At 67.4% G+C, this 13,576-nt stretch carries 11 protein-coding genes; 9 read left to right on the top strand and 2 right to left on the bottom strand.

All coding sequences use genetic code 11. The features are described from left to right. Positions 1-9: 9 nt before the first annotated feature. On the bottom strand, positions 10-1,278 hold the full coding sequence (locus ASF63_RS15285; RefSeq protein WP_056515912.1) for an LCP family protein: 1,269 nt from the start codon (positions 1,276-1,278) through the stop codon (positions 10-12). A gap of 144 nt (positions 1,279-1,422) precedes the next feature. On the opposite strand from ASF63_RS15285, the gene ASF63_RS15290 reads away from it, so the two are divergent. Genes ASF63_RS15290 through ASF63_RS15310 form a run of 5 tightly spaced genes read left to right on the top strand, consistent with a single transcriptional unit; the run spans position 1,423 to position 6,929 of the window. Beyond that, positions 1,423-2,715: a sugar ABC transporter substrate-binding protein gene (locus tag ASF63_RS15290; RefSeq protein WP_056515917.1), complete on the top strand. Its 1,293-nt coding sequence runs from the start codon at positions 1,423-1,425 to the stop codon at positions 2,713-2,715. 14 nt (positions 2,716-2,729) lie between these two features. Then, complete coding sequence (locus tag ASF63_RS15295; protein ID WP_056515921.1) at positions 2,730-3,707, top strand: carbohydrate ABC transporter permease; 978 nt, start codon at positions 2,730-2,732, stop codon at positions 3,705-3,707. Then, complete coding sequence (locus ASF63_RS15300; RefSeq protein WP_056515922.1) at positions 3,704-4,537, top strand: carbohydrate ABC transporter permease; 834 nt, start codon at positions 3,704-3,706, stop codon at positions 4,535-4,537. The genes ASF63_RS15295 and ASF63_RS15300 overlap by 4 nt, the downstream gene beginning before the upstream one ends. Next, a complete protein-coding gene (locus tag ASF63_RS15305) occupies positions 4,534-6,048 on the top strand; it encodes a glycoside hydrolase family 3 N-terminal domain-containing protein (protein ID WP_056515925.1) in 1,515 nt (504 codons plus the stop codon). Before ASF63_RS15300 ends, ASF63_RS15305 begins: the two co-directional genes overlap by 4 nt. 14 nt (positions 6,049-6,062) lie before the next feature. Next, complete coding sequence (locus ASF63_RS15310) at positions 6,063-6,929, top strand: MurR/RpiR family transcriptional regulator (protein WP_056515928.1); 867 nt, start codon at positions 6,063-6,065, stop codon at positions 6,927-6,929. 39 nt (positions 6,930-6,968) lie between these two features. Here ASF63_RS15310 and ASF63_RS15315 read toward each other — a convergent pair whose 3' ends face one another. Next, on the bottom strand, positions 6,969-7,889 hold the full coding sequence (locus ASF63_RS15315) for a sugar kinase (protein ID WP_056515931.1): 921 nt from the start codon (positions 7,887-7,889) through the stop codon (positions 6,969-6,971). Between the two features lie 169 nt (positions 7,890-8,058). On the opposite strand from ASF63_RS15315, the gene ASF63_RS15320 reads away from it, so the two are divergent. The 4 genes from ASF63_RS15320 (at position 8,059) to ASF63_RS15335 (ending at position 13,529) form a co-directional block, all read left to right on the top strand. Next, the gene (locus ASF63_RS15320; protein ID WP_056515933.1) at positions 8,059-9,732 is read left to right on the top strand and encodes an ABC transporter substrate-binding protein; all 1,674 of its coding nucleotides are present in this window, start codon (positions 8,059-8,061) and stop codon (positions 9,730-9,732) included. Between the two features lie 86 nt (positions 9,733-9,818). Then, the gene (locus ASF63_RS15325) at positions 9,819-10,823 is read left to right on the top strand and encodes an ABC transporter permease (protein WP_056309358.1); all 1,005 of its coding nucleotides are present in this window, start codon (positions 9,819-9,821) and stop codon (positions 10,821-10,823) included. A 34-nt stretch (positions 10,824-10,857) separates the two neighbouring features. After that, positions 10,858-11,823 (top strand): ABC transporter permease, encoded by a 966-nt coding sequence (locus tag ASF63_RS15330; protein ID WP_056515937.1) that lies wholly within the window; start codon positions 10,858-10,860, stop codon positions 11,821-11,823. Next, on the top strand, positions 11,820-13,529 hold the full coding sequence (locus tag ASF63_RS15335; RefSeq protein ID WP_056515940.1) for an ABC transporter ATP-binding protein: 1,710 nt from the start codon (positions 11,820-11,822) through the stop codon (positions 13,527-13,529). Before ASF63_RS15330 ends, ASF63_RS15335 begins: the two co-directional genes overlap by 4 nt. Positions 13,530-13,576 lie beyond the last annotated feature (47 nt).

Here is a 13,576-nt window from a genome sequence, read left to right on the forward strand (position 1 = left end):
ACTACGCGCTCACTTCGCCTGGTTGCCGACCGAGCAGGTGTCCTGATCGACGCTCTGACCCGAGATCTCCGGAGGCAGCGTCGCTCGGGTCTCGGGCGCCTCCGTCGGAGCGGCGGTCTCCGAGGTCTCGGGGGTCTCTTCAGTGGCCGGCGGGGTCGCGAGCTCCACACTGCTGTTCGTTGCGACGTCGCCCGAGAGCGTGATCGGCTCGCCGGCGATCAGTGCTGCCCACAGCGGCTCGGCCGCGTCGTAGTCGGGAACGACCTTGATCCCCGGGTTGTCGGGGTCGTCCAGGTTCGGGTACTGCACGAAGACGAAGTCCGAGAATCGCACGTCCTTCAATGCCAGCGCGAGCTGGGTGAGGGTGAGGGCGTTGCTGAGCGACTGGCTGGGCACGATGTTGTCGGCGACAGTGTTCATCAGCCGCAGCACCTTCGACGGATCCGTCAGGGTCTCGGCGCTGAGGATCTTCTTGGCCAGACGCGACATGTACTGCTGCTGGTTGGAGATGCGGGCGAGGTCGCTCTCGTCGCCCACACCGTGTCTGGTGCGGATGAAGGCGAGGGCGTTCGCTCCCGAGACGGTGTGAGTCCCCACGGGCAGATCGATGCCCGCCTGCGAGTCGCGGATGCCCTCGCCGGCGACGCACACCTCGACGCCGCCCATCGCATCGGTGATCGCGATCACGCCGTCGAAGCTGATCTTGGCCGCGAACTCGATCGGGATGCCGCTCAGGTCGCTGACCGTCTTCGCTATGCACGAGATGCCCGCATGGTCGAAGAGGGAGTTGAGCGGCGCCTTCGCCATCGACGACGCGGTCGAACCGTCGTCGCGCGTGCACTCGGGAACCTCGACCATCAGGTCGCGGGGAAACGACACCACGGTCACGTTGCGGGGAGCCGCCGAGACGTGCACGAGCAGATTCACATCGTTTCGGGACCCCTCGTCGCTCTTCTCGCAGCGTTCCCCGAGCAGCTGCGTCGAGACCTCTCCGCACTCATCGGTGCCGACGATGAGGATGCTGAAGGCCTTGTCGCTCGGATAGGCCCCGAGCGACGGAGGAGCCACCTCCGCGTCGTCCTCGAGCGCCACCGCGCCTTCGCCGACCCGATTCAGCACGTCGACGAAGACGAAGCCGGCCACGGCGATCGAGGAGACGAGGAGCACACTCAGGGCGACTCCGAGGAGCTTGAGGAAGGTCGACAGCGCGCTGGGCGTCGGAAGGTCGGCATGGCGCGCGACGGTGCTGCGCTTGGCGTCGTCGAGAGCCCCTGACATGCCGCAGATCCTACCCGCGGAGCACGATGTTACGGCCGCATGACGTTTCTGAGAATAACTTGCAGGGAATTAGTTAGTGATGAATACTTTTTCCTACGTGGTAGGCACCCGATGCCGCCAGGACGTTCAAAGAGGAGAACCCTGATGCACAAGCGCATTCTTCCGGCCGTGGCGCTCGGCGCCGTGGCCACCCTGGGCCTGGCGGCCTGTGCCGGCGGTAGCGCCGACAACGGTGGAGCCGTCGACGGAGAGGGCCAGGAGCTCACCGTCTGGATCATGAAGGGCACCAACCCCGACGCGAGCGCGTTCTACGACGAGGTCTCGGACGCCTTCGAAGACGAGACCGGAGCCACGGTCAAGATCGAGGAGATCCAGTGGGCCGACGCCCACGACCGCTTCGTCACGTCGATCGCCGGTGGCACCACGCCCGACATCGCCGAGACCGGCACCACCTGGACTGCGGAGTTCGCCGACGCAGGCGCGCTCGAGCCGCTCGATGAGTACGTCGACGCCGAGAAGGGCCTGCGCGACGACCTCGTCGAGGGCCTCGCGGTCGCCGGCACCTACGAGGACGAGCTCTACGGCATGCCGTGGTACGCCGGCGTCCGTTCGATCGTCTACCGCACCGACGTGTTCGAGGAGCTCGGGCTCGAGGCTCCGAAGACCTGGGACGACATCGTCACCGCGGGTGAGGCCATCAAGGCCGCCAAGCCCGACATGCTGCCCTTCCCCGTCGCCGGAGACGCCGAGTTCCAGGTCTACCCCTGGGTCTGGGGCGCGGGTGGCGAGGTCGCGACCCTCGACGGCAAGACCTGGACGAGCGAGCTCGACAGCAAGGAGTCGCAGGCCGGCATCGAGTTCTACACGGGACTCGCGACCGAGCACGGCTTCTCGTCGGCCGGTGCCACCACCTGGAAGGAGACGGACCTCCGTGACTCGTTCACGCAGGGCAACGTCGCCATGATGCTCTCTGGCTCGTGGACCCCGAAGGCTCTGATCGAGGCGAACCCCGAGCTCGAGGGCAAGATCGGCGCCGCCGTGATCCCCGGTGAGGACGGCGGAATCGCTCCGTCCGTGCTCGGCGGCTCGCACCTGTCGGTCTTCAACACGACGGAGAACGCCGACCTCGCGTGGCAGTTCGTCAAGCTCATGACCACGGGCGAGTTCGCCGAGAAGTGGGCGGATGAGACGGGGTACTTCCCCGGAGTCCAGTCGGCGATGGAAGAGGCCCTGGCCTCGACCGACCCGCTCGTCGCTCCGTTCGCGCAGCAGATGGTCGAGGGTGGCGCATCCGTGCCGGTGACCCCGAACTTCGGCGCCGTCCAGGCCAAGAAGACCACCAACTCGATGATCCAGGCCATCCTCAGCGGGCAGAAGGACGTCGCCACGGCGACGAAGGATGCCGCTGCTGAGATGACCGATCTGCTCAACCAGTAAGGCTGTATCCCTTCATGTCGATGGTGCAAGCGCCACTGCCGGCCACGAAGGCGGAGTCCTCCTCCGCCTCCGTGGCCGGCGGCCGGCCGCGCAAGCGAGGACTCTCGCTGCTGACGGCCCGCCCCTGGCTCCTCCTCGCCCCTGGCCTGGTGATCCTCGCGGTGCTCATGCTGTGGCCGCTCATCCAGGTCTTCATCTTCTCCCTGCAGGATTACGGCCTGCGCGAGATCAATACCGGCGAGAACAACTGGATCGGCGTCGACAACTACGTCGAGGCGCTCACCAATCCGACACTCTGGACGGTCGTGCTCCCGAACACGGTCGGCTTCGCCGCCGTCGCCGTGTTCGTCACCGTCGCAGTGGGCACGCTCGTCGCGCTGCTGCTCGCGAAGCTCGGCACCGTCTGGCGCACGATCGTCTCCAGCTGCATCATGGTGGCCTGGGCGATGCCCGCCGTCACCGGCACCTATGTGTGGACGTTCATCTTCGATGCCGACCGCGGCATCTTCAACACCGTCCTGCAGGACCTCGGTCTGATGGACGACCCGGTGAACTGGTTCACCAACCAGTGGTCGTTCTACGCCATCGTCCTGCTGAATGTTGTGCACCACGGATTCCCGTTCGTCGCGATCACGGTTCTCGCCGGTCTCCTGGGTGTCTCGAAGGAGATGCTGGAGGCGGCCGCCCTCGACGGCGCCAACGCCTGGATGCGCTTCTGGAAGATCATCTTCCCGACTCTCAAGCCCGTCTTCTCGGTCGTGATCATCCTGTCGACGATCTGGGACTTCAAGGTCTTCGCGCAGGTCTACCTGATGCCCGGCGGAGGCGGCGGCAACCGGTCCGTGCTCAACCTCGGTGTCTGGTCGTATGTCGAGTCCTTCGGCCAGAACCGCTACGGGTTCGGTGCCGCTCTCGCCGTGCTCCTCACCCTCGTGCTGATCGGCATCACGATCGTGTACATCCGTTCGCTCATGAAGGAGGACGAGCTGTGAACCCCCGCCCCTCTGTCATGTCGCGCGTCGGCACCGGCATCGCGATCGCCGCGGTCCTGATCTTCACCTTGTTCCCGGTGTACTGGATGGTCTCCAGCGCGCTCGACGCCAAGGCATCCAGCGGTGGACAGTCCCTGCTGCCGCAGGAGTTCACATTCGACAACTTCGCGTTCGTGCTCACCGACGGCGGCTTCGGCACGTACCTCCGCAACTCCGCGATCGTGGCGCTCGTCACCGTCCTCGTCAGCGCCCTGGTGTGCCTGCTCGCGGCGGTCGCCGTCGCGCGCTTCCGCTTCAAGTTCCGCACCACGATCCTCATGATGATCCTCGTCGTGCAGATGGTGCCGCTCGAGGCCCTCGTGATCCCGCTGTTCCTGCAGGTGAAGAGCCTGGGTCTGCTCAACAGCATCCTGGGTCTGATGGTCGTGTACGTCGCCCTCTCGCTCGCGTTCGGCATCTGGATGCTGCGCGGATTCGTCGCCGCCGTGCCGGTGGAGCTCGAGGAGGCCGCATACATCGACGGTGCCAGCTGGTGGCGGATGTTCCGCTCGATCCTGCTGCCGCTCGTGATGCCCGGCCTCGTCGCGACCAGCATCTTCAGCTTCATCACCGCATGGAACGAGTTCATCTTCGCGATGACGATCCTCGGCAGCGCCACCGACCAGTACACGGTGTCGATCGGTCTGAAGTCGTTCTTCGGCCTGCACTCCAACGACTGGGGCAGCATCATGGCGGCATCGACGATCATCACGATCCCCGTCATGATCTTCTTCGTGATCGTGCAGCGCCGGCTCTCCGCCGGCATGGTGGCAGGAGCGGTGAAGGGATGACCGACGAGCTCGAACGACTCGCCAATGCGGTGCTCTGGCCGGGGTTCCTCGGGACCGAGGCTCCGCAGTGGCTCGTCGGCGAGCTCGAGGACGGCCTCGCCGGCGTCGTCTACTTCGGGCAGAACATGGGTGAGGATCTGCCCTCGCTGAGCGCGCAGATCCTCCGTGCGAATCCCGACGCCCTGATCGGCATCGACGAGGAGGGCGGCAACGTCACCCGTCTCGAGTCCGCGACCGGATCCACTCTCCCCGGTGCGGGGCAGCTCGGCCTCCTCGACGACGTCGGGGCGACGAGGGCGTCCGGTGCAGAGCTCGCCAGGCGGGTCACCGCCATCGGCGGAAACGTGGTCCTCGGACCGGTCGCCGACGTGAACACAGATCCGCGCAACCCGGTGATCGGCGTCCGCTCGTTCGGCAGTGACGAGACTCTGGTCTCGCGGCACGTGCTGGCCGCCGTCGACGGGATCCAGAGCGGCGCGGCGGCCGCCTGCGTCAAGCACTTCCCCGGGCACGGCGACACGCACCTGGACTCGCATCACGCGTCGCCCGTGATCTCGCTCGACATCGACGAGTTCGAGCGGGTGCACCTCGAGCCGTTCCGGGCCGCGGTTGCCGCGGGAGTCGACACGATCATGACGGCGCACATCGTCGTCCCTGCGTGGGGAGAGGAGCCCGCGACGCTGAATCCGCGGGTGCTCGGCATGCTCCGCGACTGGGGCTTCGACGGGGTGATCATCTCGGACGCCCTCGACATGGCGGCGATCCGCGAGACCGTCGGCATCGGTGCTGGCGCGGCACGGGCGCTCGCGGCGGGCGTCGACCTCTTGTGCATCGGCAACCCCACCAACAGGGGAGGAGCCACCCTCCCAGACCAGGACCGACGTGACTTCATCGCTGCGCGCGACGGCATCGTGGCAGCGCTCCGAGACGGGTCGCTGCTGCGTGCGCGGGTCGAGGAGGCGGCGGCTCGGGTCGCAGCCCTCGCCGGTGCCCTGCGGGAGCGCGCCGACTCGGCATCCGCTCCTGTCGACTTCGATCCGCGCGAGATCGTCGGGCGGGCGATCACGGGTGCGACGGCGGATGCGGTGGCACTCGCCGTCATCGACGCGCGTAGCCGGTCGACCCTCGCCGTCGACAGTGCCTCGGCCTACATCGCCGAAGCGCTCGCGGCCGGCGGCCACCGTGCCAGGGTCGACGTGGCTCGGACATCGCTCGATGAGCAGGACGAAGCTCTCGACGCAGCCGTCGCGGCCGACGGCCTCACTGTCATCCTGCTGGATCGACCGGACGCGGATGCAGCGCAGCGATCTCTGGTCGAGCGCGCTGCCACACGGGACCCCGATGCCGTCGTGGTCAACGTCGGGCTCGCACCGCAGCATCCGCTCGCTCTGCCGATCGTCGAGGTCGGCGCGGCGAGCCTGATCGGTGCGCAGGCGGCCAGGGCACGGCTGATCGGCAGGGGCTCGACCGGAGACGGCTCGTCACGTGGCGACGCGGATCTGGCCGACTGAGGCAGGATGACACCGTGGACTCAGACGTTCTCGCGCTGGTGCGCCGATCGATCGCCCGTCTGAGTGCTGCCGAGGCTCGGGTCGCGGAGACCATTCTCGGCGACCCCACGCTGGTCGTGGATCTCGCCATCAACGACCTGGCGCGACTGTGCAACACGTCGCTGTCGACAGTGGCGCGCTTCGCACAGTCGCTCGGGTTCAGCGGGTATCGCGAGCTGAGGGTGGCCGTCGCGCGGACGGTGACGCTCGCCCAGGCGCAGCAGGCTCGTTTCGGTCTCGACACCACGGCGATAGACCCTGATGACGAGCCGTCGGCGATCGCCGCCAAGCTCGCGTCCCAGGAGATCGACGCGATCGAGAAGACGGCGCTCGGACTCGACGCGGCAGCCCTCGACCGGGTCGCGCTGGCCGTGGTCGCGGCGCGACACGTCGACCTTTTCGGGCAGGCGGCGTCGTCGCTCACGGCGCAGGATCTGCAGCAGAAGCTCGCCCGCATCGGATGCTCGGTCGCCCACTCCGCCGACCCGCATCTCGCCCTCACGACCGCGTCCCTGCGCTCGCCTGATGACGTCGTGATCGCCTTCTCGCACGGGGGCGAGACGCAGGAGGTCGTGCGGGCGGTGGAGGTCGCGAGAGACGCCGGGGCACTCTCCGTCGCCGTCACGAGCGCGCCGGACTCGACGCTCGCTCTCGCCGCTGACATCGTGCTGCTCACCTACGCACAGGAGTCGCCGTTCCGCATGGCGGCGATGTCGAGTCGCATCGCGCAGCTCGCCCTCGTCGACATCCTCTTCGTCAGGGTGGTGCAGCACCGAGGGGAGCCCGTCGTGATCCCCCTCCAGCTGACGCACGACGCGGCGGCGTCACGCCGTCGGCGCTGACCCCTGAGCGCCGGCGGGGCCTTCCCTCTGGGAAAGAGGTCAGTCGACGTGGTCGCGCGTGCTGGCGAGAGCGCGGGTCGCGATGCGGTGCGCGCGGGCGAGGCTGCCGGTGAGCGAGAGCCCGGTGAGGACCCCCGCGAGGAATCCGGCGGCGAACGCGTCTCCGGCGCCGATGGACTCGACGACCGGCACATCCAGCGCCGCGCTGTCGGTGCGCTCGGCCCCGTCGAACGCGACCGCTCCGCGCGGGCTCGTGGCAAGCAGATACCGAGGTTCGGGGAACAGCGCGCGCAGCCGGTCGGGGTCTGACGTGCCGAACACCGCTTCGGCGTCCGGCTGCGTGCAGAAGACGACGTCGGCGCGGCGGACGTAGCCCGAGATCACCGCTCGCCCCCGGTCTTCGCGCCCTCGCCACAGAGCAGGGCGCCAGTTCACATCGAAGCTGAGCAGACGGCCTCCCCGCTCCGCGTCGAACAGGGCATCCTGTGCCGCGCGTGCCGTGTCGGAGAGGGCCGGGGTGATGCCCGAGGTGTGCACGAGTGCCGCGTCCGCCAGCAGCTCGGATGCGGGTGATGCGGAAAGAGTCGCGGGTGACATCGCCGACGCAGCAGAACCGGAGCGGTAGTAGCGCATGGTTCCGTCGACCGATCCGTCGGGACGAGGAGACAGCTCTTTCACGTAGAGACCGGTGGGAGCATCCGGATCGACCTCGACAGCGGTGTCGTCGACCTCGTGCCTGCGCAGCTCGGCGGTGAGGAAGCGGCCGAAACCGTCATCGCCCACCCGGGAGACGACCGCGGTGCGGACGCCCGCCGATGCCAGGGCGATCGCGGCATTCCACTCCGCTCCGGCGAGGGAGCGGTGGAAGGTCCGGACGTCCTCGAGAGGGGCGGCGGTGGCGGGGACGAGGGCCACCAGGCCCTCGCCGACGCAGACGGCGAGGGGAGACGTGTCGGGCACGCTCTGGAGATTACCCGATCGGCCGTGCCCCGAACATCCGTAACAGGAATGCAACCTGGAGGTGTTTTGCAACGGTGTACCCACTGGGTAGCGTCGAGGGCATCACCGTTTCCGGAGTCGAAGACGCCTTCGGAACGCGCACTGCAGCGCTCGACAGGAAGGTCACACAATGCACCATGAAGTCATGCGTCGGCGAGGACTGATCGCCGTCACCGGAGCAGCGCTCGCCGCGCTGGTCCTCTCGGGATGCGTCGCCAGCGAGCGCGGCGACGACGGCTCCGAGGCCTCGGGAGATGTGGACGGAACGTTCGTGTTCGCCGCCTCGTCGGACCCCGCCAGCCTCGACCCGGCATTCGCCCAGGACGGTGAGAGCTTCCGCGTCTCCCGTCAGATCTTCGAGGGTCTCGTCGGAACCGAACCCGGCACCGCCGACCCTGCCCCGCTTCTCGCCGAGTCGTGGGAGTCGTCCGAAGACGGCATGAGCCACACCTTCACCCTGAAGGAGAATGTCACCTTCCACGACGGCACGCCGTTCAACGCGGAAGCCGTATGCGCGAACTTCGACCGTTGGTTCAACTGGACCGGTCTCGCCGCGTCCGAGGCCTTCGGCTACTACTACAACAAGCTCTTCAAGGGCTACGCCGAGAACCCCGCCGACGCCGTGTACAAGTCGTGCACGCCCGACGGCGACTACTCCGTCACGATCGACCTGAACAAGCCGTTCGCCGGCTTCGTCGCTTCGCTCTCGCTGCCGTCGTTCGCGATGCAGAGCCCGTCGGCGCTGCAGGAGTTCGGCGCCGACGACGTCAGCGGCTCCGCCGAGGCGCCGGTGCTCTCCGAGTACGCGATGGGACACCCCGTCGGCACCGGCCCCTACCAGTTCGACGAGTGGGCACCGGGCGAGCAGGTCTCGCTCAAGGCATACGGCGACTACTGGGGCGACGCGGGTCAGATCGACGAGATCATCTTCCGCACGATCGACGACCCGACCGCGCGTCGTCAGGCGCTCGAGTCCGGCTCGATCGACGGCTACGACCTGGTCGGCCCTGCCGACACCCAGGCGCTCGAGGACGACGGCTTCACCATGGTGTCGCGCCCTCCGTTCACGATCCTGTACCTGGCGTTCAACCAGGCCATCCCCGAGCTGCAGGACCCCAAGGTCCGTGAGGCGCTCTCGTACGCGGTCGACAAGGACGCGCTGATCAGCCAGGTGCTCCCCGAGGGCACCGAGAAGGCGATCGAGTTCGTGCCCGACACCGTCAACGGCTACAACCCCGATGTCACGACGTACGACTACGACCCCGAGAAGGCCAAGGAACTGCTCGCCGAGGCGGGCTACGACGAGGCCAACCCGCTGAAGCTCACCTTCAACTACCCGGTCAACGTCTCGCGTCCGTACATGCCGGACCCCGAGCAGATCTTCACGGTCCTGTCGTCGCAGCTCTCCGAGGTCGGCGTCGAGACCACCCCGGTCTCGGAGGAGTGGGTCGAGTACCTCGACCGCACCACCGGTACGTCCGACCACGGCATCCACCTGCTGGGCTGGACCGGCGACTACAACGACACCGACAACTTCGTCGGCGTCTTCTTCGGCCAGCAGAGCTCCGAGTGGGGCTTCGACAACCCCGAGCTGTTCCAGAAGCTGAACGAGGCTCGCGGCGTCTCCAACCTCGAGGACCAGACGGCCCTCTACGAGGAGATCAACGAGATGGTCGCTCAGTTCATCCCCGGAGTTCCTCTCGCGCACCCGGCGCCCACGCTGGCGTTCGACCCGCGCGTCGAGAGCTACCCCGCCAGCCCGGTGAACGACGAGGTCTTCACGGACATCGTCCTCACCGAGTAGGTCTGACCGACTGAGATGCCCACCCGGGTCTCCGCGCTCGCCGCGGAGGCCCGGGCCAGGCGTACCTTCTGATCAACGGAGACCTCTTGCTGCGCACCATCGGCAGGCGACTGCTTTTCCTCATTCCCACCCTGATCGGCCTCAGCATCCTGCTGTTCGCCTGGGTCAGGGCCCTCCCGGGCGGCCCCGCCGTCGCTCTTCTCGGCGAGAAGGCGACTCCGGATGCCATCGCGAGGGTCAACGAGCTCTACGGCTTCAACAAGCCGATCATCGAGCAGTACTTCATCTGGGTCGGACGCCTTCTGCAGGGCGATTTCGGCACCTCGATCCAGACCAATCGGCCCGTGACGGAGGAGTTCTTCCGTCGCTTCCCCGCGACGATCGAGCTGAGCGTCGTGGCGCTCATCTTCGCGATCGGCGTCGGCATCCCTCTCGGCTACTGGGCCGCCCGCCGTCACGGCAAGTTCACCGACCACGCCTCGGTGGTCCTGAGCCTCGTCGGCATCACCATCCCGGTGTTCTTCCTGGCCTTCATCCTGAAGTACGTCTTCGCGGTGCAGCTGGGCTGGCTGCCGTCTGACGGCAGGCAGAACCCTCGAATAGACGCCACCCATCCCACCGGCTTCTATGTGTGGGACGGCATCATCACCGGCGAATTCGATGCCTCGTGGGACGCGCTGATGCACCTCGTGCTCCCGGCGCTCGCACTCGGCACCATCCCGCTCGCGATCATCGTCCGCATCACGAGGGCGAGCGTCCTCGAGGTGCAGAACGCGGACTACGTGCGCACAGGCCGGGCGAAGGGCGTCGGCGCCTCGACGTTGCGCAGCCGTTTCATCCTGCGCAACGCCATGCTGCCGGTGATCACCACGATCGGCCTCCAGACCGGTCTGCTGATATCGGGAGCCGTGCTCACGGAGACCGTGTTCGCGTTCCCCGGCATCGGCTCGTTCCTCGCGAGGGCGATCTTCACGAGGGACTTCCCGGTGCTCCAGGGGTTCATCATCTTCATCGCGATCGCCTACGCGCTGATCAACCTGGCGGTCGACGTGTCGTACAGCTTCATCGATCCGAGAGTGCGGGTGCAGTGATGTCCCGTCTCGTTCTCCGAAAGGGGGTGGCGTCATGACCATCTCGCTCCCACCCGCACAAGGCCCGTCGGCGGCGAGCGGCTCGGTCGTCGACACCGTCGCCGTCAATCAGGCCGGCCTCAAGGAGGGGCCGGGCGGATTCTGGCGCGACGTGTTCCGCCGTCTCCGTCGCAACCCCACCGCCTGGATCGGCGCCGGCATCGTCCTGCTGTTCGTGCTCGTGTCGGTGCTCGCACCGATTCTCGCGCCGTACCCCGAGACCGCGCTCCCCGGGGCGAAGTACATCACTCCCACCAACATCCCGGGCCCGGGGGAGATCCCCGAGTTCCCACTCGGCCTGGACCGCTTCGGTGGTGACGTGCTCTCCAAACTCATCTGGGGTGCGCAGGCGTCGCTGCTCATCGGTGTCATCTCGACGGCGCTGGGCCTGGTCGGCGGAATGATCCTCGGGTTGCTCGCAGGCACCTTCGGCGGTTGGGTCGACACGCTCATCATGCGCATCGTCGACATCATCCTCTCGGTGCCGAACCTGCTGCTGGCGGTCTCGATCGCCGCGATCCTGGGGCAGACGCCCTTCGCGGTGATGATCGCGATCGGTGCGTCGCAGGTGCCGATCTTCGCGCGTCTGCTGCGCGCGTCGATGCTGCAGCAGCGCTCGAGCGACTACGTGCTCTCGGCGCAGACCCTGGGCCTCGGTCGCGGGCAGATCACGATGTCGCACGTGCTGCCGAACGCCATCGGTCCGGTCATCGTTCAGGGAACGCTGACGCTCGCGACCGCCGTCATCGACGCCGCTGCGCTGTCGTTCCTCGGACTCGGCGGCGGTCGCCCCGAGACGGCCGAGTGGGGGCGCATGCTCACCTACGCGCAGGCGGAACTCGCCATCGCGCCGTGGCTGGCATTCCTGCCCGGTATCTGCATCGCGGTCACCGCGCTCGGTTTCACCCTGTTCGGTGAAGCGCTGCGCGAGGCCATGGACCCGAGGACGAGAGCACGATGAACGCTGCGAAAGTGAATCAGAATCCGGACGCACCGCTGCTGTCCGTCGAGGGACTCGCCGTCGACTTCGCCACCATGGACGGCGTCGTGCACGCGGTCGAGGGCGTCGATCTCGAGATCGCTCCGGGGCAGACCGTCGCGATCGTGGGGGAGTCCGGATCGGGCAAGTCGACGACGGCCATGGCGATCATCGGTCTGCTCGCCGGAGGCGGCCGTGTGGCCGGCGGCAGCATCCGCCTCGACGGCAAGGACATCACCCGCGCTCCCGAGCACGAGCTGCGGATGATCCGCGGCCGCGACATCGGGCTCGTCCCGCAGGACCCGATGTCTAATCTGAACCCGGTCGCCAAGATCGGCACCCAGGTCGCCGAGACGCTCCTCGCGCACGGGCTGGCCACCAGGCAGAACGTGCAGGAGAAGGTGGTCGAGGCGCTCACCGCCGCAGGCCTGCCCGACCCTGAGAAGCGTGCGAAGCAGTATCCGCACGAATTCTCCGGCGGCATGCGTCAGCGCGCGCTGATCGCGATCGGCCTGGCGTGCAAGCCGCGTCTGCTGATCGCGGATGAGCCGACCAGCGCGCTCGACGTCACGGTGCAGCAGACGATCCTCGATCAGATCGGGGAGATGACCCGGGAGCTCGGTACCGCCGTGCTGCTCATCACCCACGATCTGGGACTCGCGGCCGAGCGAGCGGAGCGCGTCATCGTGATGCACCGCGGCAAGGTCGTCGAGCAGGGGCCGGCGAAGCAGATCCTCGAGGATCCGCAGCATCCGTACACGCAGTCGCTCGTGAAGGCGGCGCCGTCGGTGGCCGCAGCGCGTCTGCGCCCCGAGGCCTTCCAGGTGGACGATCGACCGGCGGAGCCCGCGGGTGCTGTGACGTCGGAGGATGCCGAGACGGTCGATGCTCCGTCGACCGCCGACAACATCGTCGAGATCGAGAACCTCACCAAGGTCTATCCGGTGCGCGGGCAGAAGGAGGACTTCGTCGCCGTGAACGACGTGTCTCTCGCGATCCCGCGCGGCGAGACCGTCGCGATCGTGGGTGAGTCGGGATCCGGCAAGACGACCACGGCGCGGATGCTGCTCAAGATCATCGAGCCGACCAGCGGACTCATCCGCTACGAGGGAAAGGACGTGGCCTCGCTCAGCCGAGCGGAGACGCGGGACTTCCGTCAGAAGGTGCAGCCGATCTTCCAGGATCCGTACTCGAGTCTGAACCCGATGTTCACGATCGAGCGGCTGATCGCCGAGCCGCTGGACTTCTACAAGCGGGGAAGCAGCGCCGATCGGCGCAAGCGCGTCCGTCAGCTGCTCGACGATGTGGCGCTGCCGCAGTCGATGCTGCGGCGGTACCCGTCGGAGTTGTCCGGAGGTCAGCGTCAGCGTGTGGCGATCGCGCGAGCGCTCGCTCTCTCGCCCGAGCTGATCGTGTGCGACGAACCGGTCTCGGCGCTCGACGTGCTGGTGCAGGATCAGATCCTCAAGCTGCTCGGCGACCTGCAGACCGAGTACGGGCTCAGCTATCTGTTCATCTCGCACGACCTCGCGGTGGTGCGACTGATCAGCGACTACGTGTGCGTGATGAAGGACGGATCGCTCGTGGAGGCGGCCTCGTCGGAGGAGATCTTCACGAATCCGCGGGACCCGTACACACGACGGCTGCTGGCCTCGATCCCGGGGAACGAGCTCAACATCGCCTCCTGAGGCTCTTCGGACCCGTTCCTCTCGACCTTCTTCGGATGCCATTACCG

Origin of the sequence: Microbacterium sp. Leaf320 (genome assembly GCF_001423485.1) — a bacterium.
Classification (GTDB): Bacteria; Actinomycetota; Actinomycetes; order Actinomycetales; family Microbacteriaceae; genus Microbacterium.

Bases quoted from the DNA above. Each gene is read 5' to 3' on its own strand.
- ASF63_RS15285 (WP_056515912.1), bottom strand. From the start codon at position 1,278: ATGTCAGGGGCTCTCGACGACGCCAAGCGCAGCACCGTCGCGCGCCAT.
- ASF63_RS15290 (WP_056515917.1), top strand. From the start codon at position 1,423: ATGCACAAGCGCATTCTTCCGGCCGTGGCGCTCGGCGCCGTGGCCACC.
- ASF63_RS15295 (WP_056515921.1), top strand. From the start codon at position 2,730: ATGTCGATGGTGCAAGCGCCACTGCCGGCCACGAAGGCGGAGTCCTCC.
- ASF63_RS15305 (WP_056515925.1), top strand. From the start codon at position 4,534: ATGACCGACGAGCTCGAACGACTCGCCAATGCGGTGCTCTGGCCGGGG.
- ASF63_RS15320 (WP_056515933.1), top strand. From the start codon at position 8,059: ATGCACCATGAAGTCATGCGTCGGCGAGGACTGATCGCCGTCACCGGA.
- ASF63_RS15330 (WP_056515937.1), top strand. From the start codon at position 10,858: ATGACCATCTCGCTCCCACCCGCACAAGGCCCGTCGGCGGCGAGCGGC.
- ASF63_RS15335 (WP_056515940.1), top strand. From the start codon at position 11,820: ATGAACGCTGCGAAAGTGAATCAGAATCCGGACGCACCGCTGCTGTCC.